The organism is Pseudomonas sp. VD-NE ins (assembly GCF_031882575.1).
Taxonomy (GTDB): Bacteria; Pseudomonadota; Gammaproteobacteria; order Pseudomonadales; family Pseudomonadaceae; genus Aquipseudomonas; species Aquipseudomonas fluorescens_BZ.
On record NZ_CP134772.1, the window covers coordinates 1,876,708 to 1,890,472 of the forward strand.

General features: G+C 57.7%; 10 protein-coding genes. 9 read left to right on the top strand and 1 reads right to left on the bottom strand.

The window, feature by feature from the left end:
* Positions 1-631: 631 nt before the first annotated feature.
* Entirely contained in the window at positions 632-1,921 is a 1,290-nt protein-coding gene (gene gltA, locus RMV17_RS08285; RefSeq protein ID WP_003222994.1) for a citrate synthase, read from the bottom strand.
* 362 nt (positions 1,922-2,283) lie between these two features.
* Here gltA and sdhC point away from each other — a divergent pair, with 362 nt between their 5' ends.
* The 9 genes from sdhC (at position 2,284) to sucD (ending at position 13,637) form a co-directional block, all read left to right on the top strand.
* Positions 2,284-2,658 (top strand): succinate dehydrogenase, cytochrome b556 subunit, encoded by a 375-nt coding sequence (gene sdhC / locus RMV17_RS08290; protein ID WP_034156251.1) that lies wholly within the window; start codon positions 2,284-2,286, stop codon positions 2,656-2,658.
* On the top strand, positions 2,652-3,020 hold the full coding sequence (gene sdhD / locus RMV17_RS08295; protein ID WP_007977503.1) for a succinate dehydrogenase, hydrophobic membrane anchor protein: 369 nt from the start codon (positions 2,652-2,654) through the stop codon (positions 3,018-3,020). The genes sdhC and sdhD overlap by 7 nt, the downstream gene beginning before the upstream one ends.
* A gap of 3 nt (positions 3,021-3,023) precedes the next feature.
* Complete coding sequence (gene sdhA / locus RMV17_RS08300; RefSeq protein ID WP_008077944.1) at positions 3,024-4,796, top strand: succinate dehydrogenase flavoprotein subunit; 1,773 nt, start codon at positions 3,024-3,026, stop codon at positions 4,794-4,796.
* A gap of 11 nt (positions 4,797-4,807) precedes the next feature.
* Positions 4,808-5,512 carry a succinate dehydrogenase iron-sulfur subunit gene (locus tag RMV17_RS08305; protein WP_008077942.1) on the top strand — a complete coding sequence of 235 codons (705 nt, stop codon included), beginning with the start codon at positions 4,808-4,810 and terminating at the stop codon, positions 5,510-5,512.
* A gap of 251 nt (positions 5,513-5,763) precedes the next feature.
* Positions 5,764-8,595, top strand: a complete 2,832-nt coding sequence (locus RMV17_RS08310) for a 2-oxoglutarate dehydrogenase E1 component (RefSeq protein ID WP_016987865.1) — start codon at positions 5,764-5,766, stop codon at positions 8,593-8,595.
* Positions 8,596-8,637: 42 nt separating this feature from the next.
* The gene (odhB, locus tag RMV17_RS08315) at positions 8,638-9,861 is read left to right on the top strand and encodes a 2-oxoglutarate dehydrogenase complex dihydrolipoyllysine-residue succinyltransferase (RefSeq protein ID WP_077571706.1); all 1,224 of its coding nucleotides are present in this window, start codon (positions 8,638-8,640) and stop codon (positions 9,859-9,861) included.
* A 109-nt stretch (positions 9,862-9,970) separates the two neighbouring features.
* Positions 9,971-11,407 (top strand): dihydrolipoyl dehydrogenase, encoded by a 1,437-nt coding sequence (gene lpdA / locus RMV17_RS08320; RefSeq protein ID WP_034156249.1) that lies wholly within the window; start codon positions 9,971-9,973, stop codon positions 11,405-11,407.
* Positions 11,408-11,589: 182 nt separating this feature from the next.
* Entirely contained in the window at positions 11,590-12,756 is a 1,167-nt protein-coding gene (sucC, locus tag RMV17_RS08325) for an ADP-forming succinate--CoA ligase subunit beta (protein WP_007919879.1), read from the top strand.
* A complete protein-coding gene (gene sucD / locus RMV17_RS08330; RefSeq protein ID WP_008082972.1) occupies positions 12,756-13,637 on the top strand; it encodes a succinate--CoA ligase subunit alpha in 882 nt (293 codons plus the stop codon). The genes sucC and sucD overlap by 1 nt, the downstream gene beginning before the upstream one ends.
* Positions 13,638-13,765: the final 128 nt, after the last annotated feature.

Sequence of the window (13,765 nt, forward strand, 5' to 3'; positions counted from 1 at the left end):
TGGTCGCCTTTGGATTTGTGGTGGTGCTTCCCCTCATCGGAACGCCGCCCGCCCAGCCCTCTCCCGAGGGAAAGGGGGCCGATTTTCGAGCTTTTCAAAACCTGAGTTCCACTCGGTATTTCACGTCGGCGTACCTCCCCCAAACACCTCGGTCAGTTCCCTCTCCCCCCGGGAGAGGGCTAGGGTGAGGGGCTCTTGATCTGGCTTGTGATCTTGCTTTGGCTTTGGCTTTGGCTTTTGATCTTTTGCCCCATCGGCAGGCCGAGCGTAGGTGTTCATCCGGGGGTTAGGCGCGCAGCGCCGTGCGGCGCAGCCGCATTCATCGAGAGGAGGTGCAGCGAAGCAAACCGTAGGAGATGCCCCCGGATGGACACCGTAGCGAGGGAACACTGAGCCTCAGCGAAGTGCCGTACGCCGGGGCAAGCCTTTTTGGTTGCTTTTTCGGCGTCTGGAAAAAGTGACCCGCCGTAAGGGCGGAACCCTGATCAGCAACACCCGCAGCAACGGATATGCCCCCAAACCCCGAAAACCAGTCGGCCCACAGGCCGCTGAAACCGAACAAACAAAAACGGCCCCTATATAAATAGAGGCCGTTCCCGGTACAACTTAAGACGTTATCGCAAGACAGGTCTTATTTACGGTCTTCCAGCTTGGTGATGTCACGCGACTCGTAGCCGGTGTACAGCTGGCGCGGACGGCCAATCTTGTACGGGCTGGAGAGCATTTCTTTCCAGTGGGAGATCCAGCCAACAGTACGTGCCAGCGCGAAAATCACGGTGAACATGCTGGTTGGAATGCCGATCGCCTTGAGGATGATCCCCGAGTAGAAGTCGACGTTCGGGTACAGCGAGCGTTCGATGAAGTACGGGTCGGTCAGCGCGATCTCTTCCAGGCGCATGGCCAGTTCGAGTTGCGGATCGTTGTTGATGCCCAGTTCCTTCAGTACTTCGTCGCAGGTCTGCTTCATGACAGTCGCGCGAGGGTCGCGGTTCTTGTAAACGCGGTGACCGAAGCCCATCAGTTTGAACGGATCGTTCTTGTCCTTGGCTTTGGCGATGAACTTGTCGATGTTCGAAACATCGCCAATCTCGTCAAGCATGGTCAGCACGGCTTCGTTCGCACCGCCGTGGGCAGGGCCCCACAGTGCAGCGATGCCGGCGGCGATACAGGCGAACGGGTTGGCACCCGAAGAACCTGCCAGACGCACGGTGGAGGTCGAAGCGTTCTGCTCGTGGTCGGCGTGGAGGATGAAGATCCGGTCCATGGCCTTGGCGAGCACCGGGCTGATCGGTTTGATCTCGCACGGGGTGTTGAACATCATGTGCAGGAAGTTTTCCGCGTACGTCAGGTCGTTGCGCGGGTACATCATGGGTTGGCCCATGGAGTACTTGTAAACCATCGCTGCCAGGGTCGGCATCTTGGCAACCAGACGGATCGCGGAGATTTCGCGATGCTGCGGGTTATTGATGTCGAGGGAGTCGTGGTAGAAGGCCGAGAGGGCGCCGACTACACCGCACATGACGGCCATTGGGTGGGCGTCGCGACGGAAACCGTTGAAGAAGGTTTTCAGCTGCTCGTGAACCATGGTGTGGTTTTTCACGGTGCTGACGAACTGGGCCTTCTGCTCTGCGGTCGGCAGTTCGCCGTTGAGCAACAGATAGCAGGTTTCCAGGTAGTCCGATTTTTCAGCCAGTTGTTCGATCGGGTAGCCGCGGTGCAACAGAATGCCGTTGTCGCCGTCGATATAGGTGATCTTCGATTCGCACGAGGCGGTCGACATGAAACCCGGGTCGAAAGTGAAGCGGCCCGTGGCCGTCAGGCCCCGAACATCAATTACATCGGGACCAACGGTGCCGGTTAAAATGGGCAGCTCGACGGGGGCTGCGCCCTCGATGATCAACTGCGCTTTTTTGTCAGCCATGTGGCCTCCTATTTATGCTTGAACCATCAGACAGACCCCCCACGCAGGGCCCGCACCACTATAGTGAGATAAATTCGAATGTCAATTTGCCTAAAGTCTTGCTCCAGAAGGCTTTAAGCGCACTTTTTCCTCGAAATTGCCTGCCATTTACGCCTTTTATACGACTTGTGCAATCAGCTATTGGGGGTAGGTGATTGCGTTGTCATTAGTAACCTAACTGTCTATACTCGGCCACCGACCGCCAAGGGCTTTTGGGCCAGCTTTGTTGGGGGTCGCATCCCTGGGTGGTGGTTACCTGACCAGTGCACTCCCCAACAACTTTGCCCTGATTGTTAGGGGCTCTTCAGTGTGAAAAAAAAGCCGTGAAAAGCCAACGACCTGTAAACCTAGACCTAAGGACCATCAAACTCCCCATTACCGGCGTTACGTCGTTTCTTCACCGTGTTTCCGGCATCATCCTCTTCCTGGGTATCGGCTTCATGCTTTATGCATTGGGCAAATCTCTGGGTTCCGAGGAAGGTTTTGCCGAGGTGAAGGCATGCTTGACCAGTCCGCTGGCCAAGTTCGTAGCATGGGGCCTCCTGTCCGCTCTGCTGTATCACCTGGTAGCCGGTGTGCGCCACTTGATCATGGACATGGGCATCGGTGAGACGCTGGAAGGCGGCCGCCTGGGCTCGAAAATTATCATCGCCGTTTCCGTGGTGCTGATCGTTCTGGCAGGAGTTTGGATATGGTAACCAGCGTTACGAACCTTTCGCGTTCGGGCCTCTATGACTGGATGGCGCAACGTGTGTCTGCGGTTGTTCTCGCGGCTTATTTCATCTTCCTGATCGGATACCTTGCAGCGAATCCGGGCATTGGCTACGACCAGTGGCACGGCCTGTTCGCTCACAACGGGATGCGTATCTTCAGTCTGCTGGCCCTCGTTGCCCTTGGCGCTCACGCCTGGGTCGGCATGTGGACCATCGCGACCGACTACCTGACGCCAATGGCGCTGGGCAAGTCCGCGACTGCAGTACGTTTCCTTTTCCAGGCAGTATGCGGCGTTGCAATGTTCGCTTACTTCGTCTGGGGTGTGCAGATTCTCTGGGGTATCTGAGTCATGGCTAACATTCCAACGATTTCTTTCGACGCCATCATTATTGGTGGTGGCGGTGCCGGCATGCGCGCTGCGCTGCAACTGGCACAGGGCGGTCACAAGACTGCCGTAATCACCAAGGTTTTCCCGACCCGTTCGCACACTGTATCCGCTCAGGGCGGCATCACGTGCGCAATCGCGTCCGCTGACCCGAATGATGACTGGCGCTGGCACATGTACGATACCGTCAAGGGTTCCGACTACATCGGTGACCAGGACGCTATCGAATACATGTGTCAGGAAGGCCCGGCTGCTGTTTATGAGCTGGACCACATGGGCATGCCGTTCTCGCGTACCGAACAGGGCCGTATCTACCAGCGTCCGTTCGGTGGTCAGTCCAAGGACTACGGCAAAGGCGGGCAGGCTGCCCGTACGTGCGCCGCTTCCGACCGTACCGGTCACGCGCTGCTGCACACCCTTTATCAGGGCAACCTGAAAGCCGGTACCACGTTCCTGAACGAGTACTACGCTGTCGATCTGGTGAAAAACCAGGAAGGCGACTTCGTCGGTGTGATCGCGATCTGCATCGAAACCGGCGAAACCACCTACATCCGCGCCAAGGCCACCGTATTGGCTACCGGCGGTGCAGGTCGTATCTACGCTTCCACCACCAACGCCCTGATCAACACCGGTGACGGCGTCGGCATGGCTCTGCGTGCTGGCGTGCCGGTACAAGACATCGAAATGTGGCAGTTCCACCCGACCGGCATCGCCGGCGCCGGTGTACTGGTTACCGAAGGTTGCCGTGGTGAAGGTGGTTACCTGATCAACAAGCACGGCGAGCGTTTCATGGAGCGTTATGCTCCGAACGCCAAAGACCTTGCCGGTCGTGACGTGGTTGCTCGCTCGATGGTTAAAGAAATCATCGCTGGTAACGGTTGCGGTCCGAATGGCGACCACGTACTGCTCAAACTCGACCACCTGGGCGAGGAAGTGCTGCACAGCCGTCTGCCAGGCATCTGCGAACTGTCGAAGACTTTCGCTCACGTTGACCCGGTTGTTGCTCCGGTTCCGGTTGTTCCGACTTGCCACTATATGATGGGCGGCGTTGCCACCAACATTCATGGTCAGGCGATCACCCAGGACGCTGAAGGCGTCGACAAGATCATCCCTGGTCTGTTCGCTGTGGGCGAAGTGGCTTGCGTATCGGTTCACGGTGCCAACCGTCTGGGCGGCAACTCGCTGCTCGACCTGGTGGTATTCGGCCGCGCTGCCGGCCTGCATCTGGAAAAAGCCCTGACCGACGGCATCGAATACGACGACGCTACCGAAGCCGACATCGAAGCTGCCCTGTCGCGTCTGAACGCGCTGAACAGCCGTACCGACGGTGAAGACGTGGCAACCCTGCGTCGCGAGCTGCAGAACTGCATGCAGAACTACTTCGGTGTATTCCGTACTGGCGAATACATGCAGAAAGGTATCGCTCAGCTTGCTGATCTGCGTACCCGCATCGCCAACGTGAAGATCAATGATAAGTCGCAGGCGTTCAACACTGCCCGTATCGAAGCGCTGGAACTGCAAAACCTGCTGGAAGTGGCTGAAGCTACCGCCATCGCCGCTGAAGTCCGCAAAGAGTCGCGCGGTGCTCACGCCCGTGAAGACTTCGAAGACCGTGACGACGAAAACTGGCTGTGCCACACCCTGTACTTCCCGGGTGACAAGCGCGTCACCAAGCGTGCCGTGAACTTCTCGCCGAAGACTGTTCCGACTTTTGAACCTAAGATTCGGACTTATTAAGGGTGGCCGCCATGTTGCAAGTCAGCGTTTATCGTTACAACCCTGATCAGGACGCCGCGCCGTTCATGCAGGAATTCCAGATCGATACCGGTGGTAAAGATCTGATGGTGCTGGACGTACTGGCCCTGATCAAAGAGCAGGACGAAGGTTTCTCCTATCGTCGCTCTTGCCGTGAAGGCGTTTGTGGTTCCGACGGCATGAACATCAACGGCAAGAACGGTCTGGCGTGCATCACGCCGCTGTCTGCGGTTGTAAAAGGTAACAAGTTGGTTGTTCGTCCACTGCCAGGTTTGCCGGTTATCCGTGACCTGGTCGTCGATATGAGCATCTTCTACAAGCAATACGAAAAGGTGAAGCCTTACCTGCAGAACGACACGCCGGCTCCGGCCATCGAGCGTCTGCAGTCGCCAGAAGAGCGCGAAAAGCTCGACGGTCTGTACGAGTGCATCCTGTGCGCTTGCTGCTCGACCTCTTGCCCTTCCTTCTGGTGGAACCCGGACAAGTTCCTGGGTCCAGCTGCACTGCTGCAAGCTTATCGCTTCCTGGCAGACAGCCGTGACACCAAGACCAACGAGCGTCTGGCTTCGCTCGATGACCCGTTCAGCGTCTTCCGCTGCCGGGGCATCATGAACTGCGTCAACGTATGTCCGAAAGGCCTGAACCCGACTAAGGCCATCGGTCACATCCGTAACATGCTGCTTTCGAGCGGCGTGTGATTCAGCTGCTGTAACCGCTGCACCGTAGAGGCTGTGGCGCGGGCTTCAACCCGCGTCATGGCTATAACCAGAGCAGTAGCCATAAGCTGCGGCTCTTATTTTGAAGAAATGAGACAAGCAGGGGCATCCGGGCTGGTACCCGGACTATCAGTGTGATCCTAAGTGGCTTGTTTTAGTCGCTGCATTCGGACTTCTGCAAGTTTGCTCGGTGTCGACATCGATGGTGTTCCCCTAACCGAGGGTGACCAAGCATGCAAGAAAGCGTGATGCAGCGCATGTGGAACAGCGCCTACCTTTCAGGTGGAAACGCTGCCTATGTGGAAGAGCTTTATGAGCTCTACCTGCACGACCCTAACGCTGTGCCAGAAGAGTGGCGCACCTACTTTCAGAAGTTGCCTGCCGACGGCAACTCTGCCACTGATGTTTCGCACTCCACAATTCGCGATCATTTCGTGCTGCTGGCAAAGAACCAGCGCCGCGCCCAACCGGTTTCCGCCGGCAGCGTGAGCAGTGAGCACGAGAAGAAGCAAGTTGAAGTGCTGCGATTGATCCAGGCCTACCGTATGCGTGGCCACCAGGCAGCCCAGCTTGACCCGCTGGGGCTGTGGCAGCGTCCTGCACCTGCAGACCTGTCGATCAATCATTACGGCTTGACCAATGCCGATCTTGATACGACCTTCCGTGCCGGCGACCTGTTCATCGGCAAAGAGGAAGCGAGCCTACGCGAAATTCACGAAGCGTTGCAGCAGACATATTGCCGCACCATCGGCGCTGAATTTACGCACATCACCGATTCCGAGCAGCGCCAGTGGTTCCAGCAGCGTCTGGAAAGCGTGCGTGGCCGTCCGACGTACTCCGCCGACATCAAGAGCCACTTGCTTGAGCGCGTGACTGCCGGTGAAGGCCTGGAGAAATACCTGGGCACCAAATACCCGGGTACCAAGCGTTTCGGTCTGGAAGGCGGCGAAAGCCTGATTCCGATGCTCGACGAACTGATCCAGCGTTCCGGTTCCTACGGCACCAAGGAAGTCGTCATCGGCATGGCCCACCGTGGCCGTCTGAACGTGCTGGTCAATACCTTCGGCAAGAACCCGCGCGAGCTGTTCGACGAGTTTGAAGGCAAGAAGAAGGTCGAGCTGGGTTCCGGTGACGTTAAATACCACCAGGGCTTCTCGTCCAACGTGATGACCGCCGGCGGTGAAGTTCACCTGGCCATGGCGTTCAACCCGTCCCACCTGGAAATCGTTTCCCCGGTGGTCGAAGGTTCGGTTCGTGCCCGTCAGGATCGTCGTAACGACCCGACCGGTGAAAAGGTTCTACCGATCTCCATCCACGGTGACGCTGCATTCGCAGGTCAGGGCGTGGTCATGGAAACCTTCCAGATGTCGCAGACCCGCGGTTTCAAGACCGGCGGTACCGTGCACATCGTGATCAACAACCAGGTTGGTTTCACCATCAGCAACCCGCTGGACTCGCGTTCTACCGAGTACGCCACCGACGTTGCCAAGATGATCCAGGCGCCGATCCTCCATGTGAATGGTGATGATCCGGAAGCCGTGTTGTTCGTGACCCAGTTGGCCATCGACTACCGCATGCAGTTCAAGCGTGACGTGGTGATCGACCTGGTCTGCTACCGTCGTCGCGGCCACAACGAGGCCGACGAGCCAAGCGGTACTCAGCCTCTGATGTATCAGCAGATCACCAAACAGCGCACCACCCGTGAGCTGTACGCTGATCGTCTGACCCAGGGCGGTGTGCTCGACGCAGAGCGTGTTCAGGCGAAAGTCGACGAATACCGCAACGCGCTGGACAACGGTCTGCACGTCGTGAAATCGCTGGTCAAAGAGCCGAACAAAGAGCTGTTCGTGGACTGGCGTCCGTATCTGGGCCACGCCTGGACTGCGCGTCACGACACCCGCTTTGATCTGAAGACCCTGCAAGAACTGTCCGCCAAGCTGCTGGAAATTCCGGAAGGCTTCGTGGTTCAGCGTCAGGTCGCGAAGATCTACGAAGACCGTCAGAAGATGCAAGCCGGCGGCCTGCCGATCAACTGGGGTTACGCCGAAACCATGGCATACGCGACCCTGGCGTTCGAAGGTCACCCGATCCGCATGACCGGTCAGGACATCGGCCGCGGTACGTTCTCGCACCGTCACGCTGTTCTGCACAACCAGAAAGATGCGGGTACCTACATTCCGCTGCAGCACCTGTACGACGGTCAGCCACGCTTTGACCTGTACGACTCGTTCCTGTCGGAAGAAGCGGTACTGGCCTTCGAATACGGTTACTCGACCACCACGCCGGATGCGCTGGTGATCTGGGAAGCCCAGTTCGGCGACTTCGCCAACGGTGCACAGGTTGTAATTGACCAGTTCATCACCAGCGGCGAGCACAAGTGGGGCCGTCTCTGCGGTCTGACCATGTTGCTGCCACACGGTTACGAAGGTCAGGGCCCTGAGCACAGTTCGGCACGTCTTGAGCGTTACCTGCAACTGTGCGCCGAGCACAACATTCAGGTCGCCGTACCGACCACGCCAGCACAGATCTACCACTTGCTGCGTCGTCAGGTGATTCGTCCGCTGCGCAAGCCGTTGATCGTGCTGACTCCAAAGTCGCTGCTGCGCCACAAGCTGGCCATCTCGACCCTGGAAGATCTGGCCGAAGGTTCGTTCCAGACCGTGATCCCGGAAATCGATGCTCTGGACCCGAAAAAGGTCGAGCGCGTTGTTCTGTGTAGCGGCAAGGTCTACTACGACCTGCTGGAAAAACGCCGTGCCGAAGGCCGTGAAGATATCGCCATCGTGCGTATCGAGCAGCTGTATCCATTCCCTGAGGACGACTTGAAAGAAGTCCTGGCTCCATACACCAACGTCAAAAATGCCGTTTGGTGTCAGGAAGAGCCGATGAACCAGGGCGCCTGGTACTGCAGCCAGCACCACTTGCGTCGCAGCATCGGCAACCTCGACAAGTCTCTCGTACTTGAGTACGCGGGCCGTGAGGCTTCTGCTGCCCCAGCTTGTGGTTACGCATCGATGCACGCCGAGCAGCAGGAAAAACTCCTGCAAGACGCGTTTACCATTTAACGCCTTCGCGCACCTGAAACCGAATTTAAGGAACCACAGATAATGGCTATCGAGATCAAAGCCCCCACTTTCCCGGAATCGGTTGCCGATGGCACCGTTGCCACCTGGCACAAGCAACCGGGCGACGCCGTCAAGCGTGACGACCTGATCGTCGACATCGAAACTGACAAAGTCGTACTGGAAGTTCTGGCTACCGCTGATGGCGTGCTGGGCGCAATCGTCAAGAACGAAGGCGACACCGTTCTGTCCGACGAAGTGCTGGGCTCCATCGAAGCGGGCGGCGCTGCTGCCGCTGCTCCAGCCGCCGCTGCTGCTCCGGCCGCTGCTGCCGCTGCACCGGCTGCTGCCGAAGGCGAAGACGATCCTGTTGCTGCTCCTGCTGCGCGCAAACTGGCTGAAGAGAACGGCATCAACATCGCTTCCGTTGCCGGCACCGGCAAAGGCGGTCGTGTGACCAAGGAAGACGTGGTTGCTGCTGTTGCTGCCAAGAAAGCCGCTCCGGCTGCCGCGCCTGCCAAGGCTGCTGCTCCTTCGGCCGCCGCTCCTGTGTTCGCCGCTGGCGACCGCATCGAGAAGCGCGTACCGATGACCCGCGTTCGTGCCACCGTGGCCAAGCGTCTGGTTGAAGCACAGTCGAACATGGCGATGCTGACCACTTTCAACGAAGTCGACATGACTGAAGTCATGGCCCTGCGTTCGAAGTACAAGGATCTGTTCGAGAAGTCCCACAACGGCGTACGCCTGGGCTTCATGTCGTTCTTCGTGAAAGCGGCTACCGAAGCGCTGAAACGCTTCCCGGCGGTCAACGCGTCGATCGACGGCGGCGACATCGTTTACCACGGCTACGCGGACATCGGCGTTGCCGTTTCCAGCGACCGTGGCCTGGTTGTTCCGGTTCTGCGTAACGCCGAGCTGATGAGCCTGGCTGAAATCGAAGGCGGCATCGCAACATTCGGCAAAAAAGCCCGTGACGGCAAACTGTCGATGGACGAGATGACCGGTGGTACCTTCACCATCACCAACGGTGGTACCTTCGGTTCGATGATGTCGACCCCGATCGTCAACCCGCCGCAGGCAGCGATTCTGGGCATGCACAACATCATCCAGCGTCCTATGGCCATCAACGGTCAGGTCGTTATCCGTCCGATGATGTACCTGGCACTGTCCTACGATCACCGTCTGATCGATGGCAAAGAAGCTGTGACCTTCCTGGTGACCATCAAGAACCTGCTGGAAGATCCGGCTCGTCTGTTGCTGGATATCTAAAAAACAGCGGCAAGCTTCAAGTTTCAAGCCACAAGCTCAAAGCGAGCGGGGTGGGCTTGAAGCTTGTTGCTTGCGGCTTGTAGCTTTATTGCTAAAGAGGATTTTTTGAATGTCGCAGAAATTTGACGTAGTAGTGATCGGTGCTGGCCCTGGTGGCTACGTGGCTGCCATCAAGGCGGCGCAGCTGGGTCTGACCACTGCCTGCATCGAGAAGTACACCGACGCTGAAGGCAAGCAAGCCCTGGGCGGCACCTGCCTGAACGTGGGCTGCATTCCTTCCAAGGCACTGCTCGACAGCTCCTGGAAATACAAGGAAGCGAAAGAAAGCTTCAACGTTCACGGTATCTCGACTGGCGAAGTCAAAATGGACGTCGCTGCGATGGTTGGCCGCAAGGCTGGCATCGTCAAGAACCTGACCGGCGGCGTTGCCACCCTGTTCAAGGCCAACGGCGTTACTTCGATCCAGGGCCACGGCAAACTGCTGGCTGGCAAGAAAGTCGAAGTCACCAAGCCAGACGGCTCGGTTGAAGTCATCGAAGCTGAAAACGTCATCCTGGCTCCAGGTTCGCGTCCGATCGACATTCCACCGGCTCCGGTTGATCAGAAAGTCATCGTTGATTCGACTGGCGCACTGGAATTCCAGACCGTACCTAAGCGTCTGGGCGTGATCGGCGCTGGCGTGATCGGTCTGGAACTGGGTTCGGTGTGGTCGCGTCTGGGTTCTGAAGTGGTTGTCCTGGAAGCACTGGACACTTTCCTGATGGCAGCGGACACCGCTGTTTCCAAGGAAGCACTGAAAACCCTGACCAAACAAGGTCTGGACATCAAACTGGGCGCTCGCGTAACCGGCTCGAAAGTGAATGGCGACGAAGTCGTTGTGAACTACACCGATGCCAACGGCGAACAGACCATCACTTTCGACAAGCTGATCGTAGCCGTTGGTCGCCGTCCGGTGACCACTGATCTGCTGGCTTCCGACAGCGGCGTGACCCTCGACGAGCGCGGTTTCGTGCACGTTGACGATCACTGCGCGACCACCGTACCGGGCGTCTTCGCCATCGGTGACGTGGTTCGCGGCATGATGCTGGCGCACAAGGCTTCGGAAGAAGGCATCATGGTTGTCGAGCGCATCAAGGGCCACAAAGCCCAGATGAACTATGATCTGATCCCTTCGGTTATTTATACTCACCCGGAAATCGCGTGGGTTGGCAAAACCGAGCAGGCCTTGAAAGCTGAAGGCGTTGAAGTTAACGTCGGCACCTTCCCGTTCGCCGCTTCCGGCCGTGCCATGGCCGCCAACGATACCGGTGGTTTCGTCAAGGTCATCGCTGATGCCAAGACTGACCGCGTATTGGGCGTGCACGTGATTGGCCCGAGCGCTGCAGAACTGGTTCAGCAGGGCGCGATCGGTATGGAATTCGGCACCAGCGCTGAAGACCTGGGCATGATGGTTTTCTCCCATCCGACCCTGTCTGAAGCCTTGCACGAAGCTGCTCTGGCTGTGAATGGCGGCGCCATCCACATTGCCAACCGCAAGAAGCGTTAACAGACAATAAGAAACCACGGCGGTAACGGCCCGTCGTGAGCCTTGCGAGCAAGTCTCACCGCGGAATGTCCGCTGGACGCAGTCTTGCGTAGCCCAGCTACGCAAGCAGCAGTCACAGGTGGCGCGGCACTCAAATGAGCGCAGCGCCGAATGCGCAGTACCTAACGAAGACGGTAAAAAGCATGAATCTTCACGAGTATCAGGGTAAGCAGCTGTTCGCTGAATACGGCCTGCCAGTTTCCACTGGTTACGCAGTAGACACCCCGGAAGCAGCAGCAGAAGCTTGCGACAAAATCGGCGGCAGCGAGTGGGTTGTCAAAGCCCAGGTCCACGCCGGTGGTCGCGGTAAAGCGGGCGGCGTCAAGCTGGTTCGCAGCAAAGAAGACGCCAAAGCCTTCGCACAGCAGTGGCTGGGCAAGCGTCTGGTGACTTACCAGACTGACGCCAATGGCCAGCCAGTCACCAAGATCCTGGTTGAATCGTGCACTGATATCGCTAAAGAGCTGTACCTGGGCGCTGTCGTTGACCGTTCGAGCCGTCGCATCGTGTTCATGGCTTCCACCGAAGGTGGCGTGGACATCGAGAAAATCGCTCACGACACTCCAGAAAAAATTCTCAAGGCCACTATCGATCCACTGGTTGGCGCTCAGCCATTCCAGGGTCGCGAGCTGGCATTCCAGCTGGGTCTGGAAGGCAAGCAGGTTGCTCAGTTCGCCAAGATCTTCGTAGGTCTGGCCAAGCTGTTCAAGGATCACGACCTGGCTCTGCTGGAAGTGAACCCGCTGGTGATCAAGGCTGACGGCGATCTGCACTGCCTGGACGCCAAGATCAACATCGACGCTAACGCCATGTACCGTCAGCCTAAGCTGAAGACTTTCCACGATCCGTCGCAAGACGATCCGCGCGAAGCGCACGCTGCCAAGTTCGAACTGAACTACGTGGCACTGGAAGGCAACATCGGCTGCATGGTCAACGGTGCTGGCCTGGCCATGGGTACCATGGACATCGTCAACCTGCATGGCGGCAAGCCAGCCAACTTCCTCGACGTAGGTGGTGGCGCTACCAAAGAACGCGTAACTGAAGCGTTCAAGATCATCCTGTCCGACACCAACGTCGCTGCAGTACTGGTCAACATCTTCGGCGGCATCGTTCGCTGCGACATGATTGCCGAAGGCATCATCGGCGCTGTGAAAGAAGTCGGCGTGAAAATCCCGGTTGTTGTTCGCCTTGAAGGCAACAACGCTGAGCTGGGCGCTAAAGTACTGGCAGAAAGCGGTTTGAACATCATCGCTGCTACCAGCCTGACCGACGCTGCTCAACAAGTTGTCAAAGCTGCGGAGGGCAAATAATGAGCGTCCTGATCAATAAAGACACCAAAGTTATCTGCCAGGGTATTACCGGTTCGCAAGGTAGTTTCCACACCCAGCAAGCCATCGAATACGGCACCAAAATGGTTGGTGGCGTTACTCCTGGCAAAGGCGGCACCGAGCACCTGGGTCTGCCAGTGTTCAACACCGTCAAAGACGCAGTAGAAGCCACTGGCGCTACCGCTTCCGTGATCTACGTTCCGGCTCCTTTCTGCAAAGATTCGATCCTGGAAGCAGCATTCGGCGGCATCAAGCTGATCGTTTGCATCACCGAAGGCATTCCTACCCTGGACATGCTGGACGCTAAAGTTAAGTGCGACGAGCTGGGTGTAGTCCTGATCGGCCCTAACTGCCCAGGCGTTATCACTCCGGGCGAGTGCAAGATCGGCATCATGCCAGGTCACATTCACTTGCCAGGCAAGGTCGGTATCGTTTCGCGTTCCGGCACCCTGACCTACGAAGCTGTCAAGCAAACTACTGACGCCGGTTTCGGTCAGTCGACTTGCGTCGGCATCGGTGGTGACCCGATCCCGGGTTCGAACTTCATCGACATCCTGAAGCTGTTCCAGGAAGACCCGAAGACCGAAGCGATCGTAATGATCGGCGAGATCGGCGGTTCGGCTGAAGAAGAAGCGGCTGCCTACATCAAGGCACACGTGACCAAGCCGGTTGTTTCCTACATCGCTGGTGTGACTGCTCCTCCGGGCAAGCGCATGGGCCATGCTGGCGCAATCATCTCTGGCGGCAAAGGCACTGCAGACGAGAAATTCGCTGCGCTGCAAGACGCAGGCGTTAAAACCGTGCGTTCGCTGGCAGACATCGGCAAGGCCCTGGCCGAGCTGACTGGTTGGGCTGTCAAGTAAGCCTCCCGCTTAGCTGACGCTTTACCAAACAAAGGCCACCTTCGGGTGGCCTTTGTCGTTTCTGGCACCTGCGTCATCAGTGATATCGCCTTCGCGAGCAAGCTCGCTCCCACATTTGTACGCATTCC

Bases quoted from the DNA above. Each gene is read 5' to 3' on its own strand.
- sucC (WP_007919879.1), top strand. From the start codon at position 11,590: ATGAATCTTCACGAGTATCAGGGTAAGCAGCTGTTCGCTGAATACGGC.
- sucD (WP_008082972.1), top strand. From the start codon at position 12,756: ATGAGCGTCCTGATCAATAAAGACACCAAAGTTATCTGCCAGGGTATT.
- odhB (WP_077571706.1), top strand. From the start codon at position 8,638: ATGGCTATCGAGATCAAAGCCCCCACTTTCCCGGAATCGGTTGCCGAT.
- gltA (WP_003222994.1), bottom strand. From the start codon at position 1,921: ATGGCTGACAAAAAAGCGCAGTTGATCATCGAGGGCGCAGCCCCCGTC.
- sdhA (WP_008077944.1), top strand. From the start codon at position 3,024: ATGGCTAACATTCCAACGATTTCTTTCGACGCCATCATTATTGGTGGT.
- RMV17_RS08310 (WP_016987865.1), top strand. From the start codon at position 5,764: ATGCAAGAAAGCGTGATGCAGCGCATGTGGAACAGCGCCTACCTTTCA.
- RMV17_RS08305 (WP_008077942.1), top strand. From the start codon at position 4,808: ATGTTGCAAGTCAGCGTTTATCGTTACAACCCTGATCAGGACGCCGCG.
- lpdA (WP_034156249.1), top strand. From the start codon at position 9,971: ATGTCGCAGAAATTTGACGTAGTAGTGATCGGTGCTGGCCCTGGTGGC.
- sdhD (WP_007977503.1), top strand. From the start codon at position 2,652: ATGGTAACCAGCGTTACGAACCTTTCGCGTTCGGGCCTCTATGACTGG.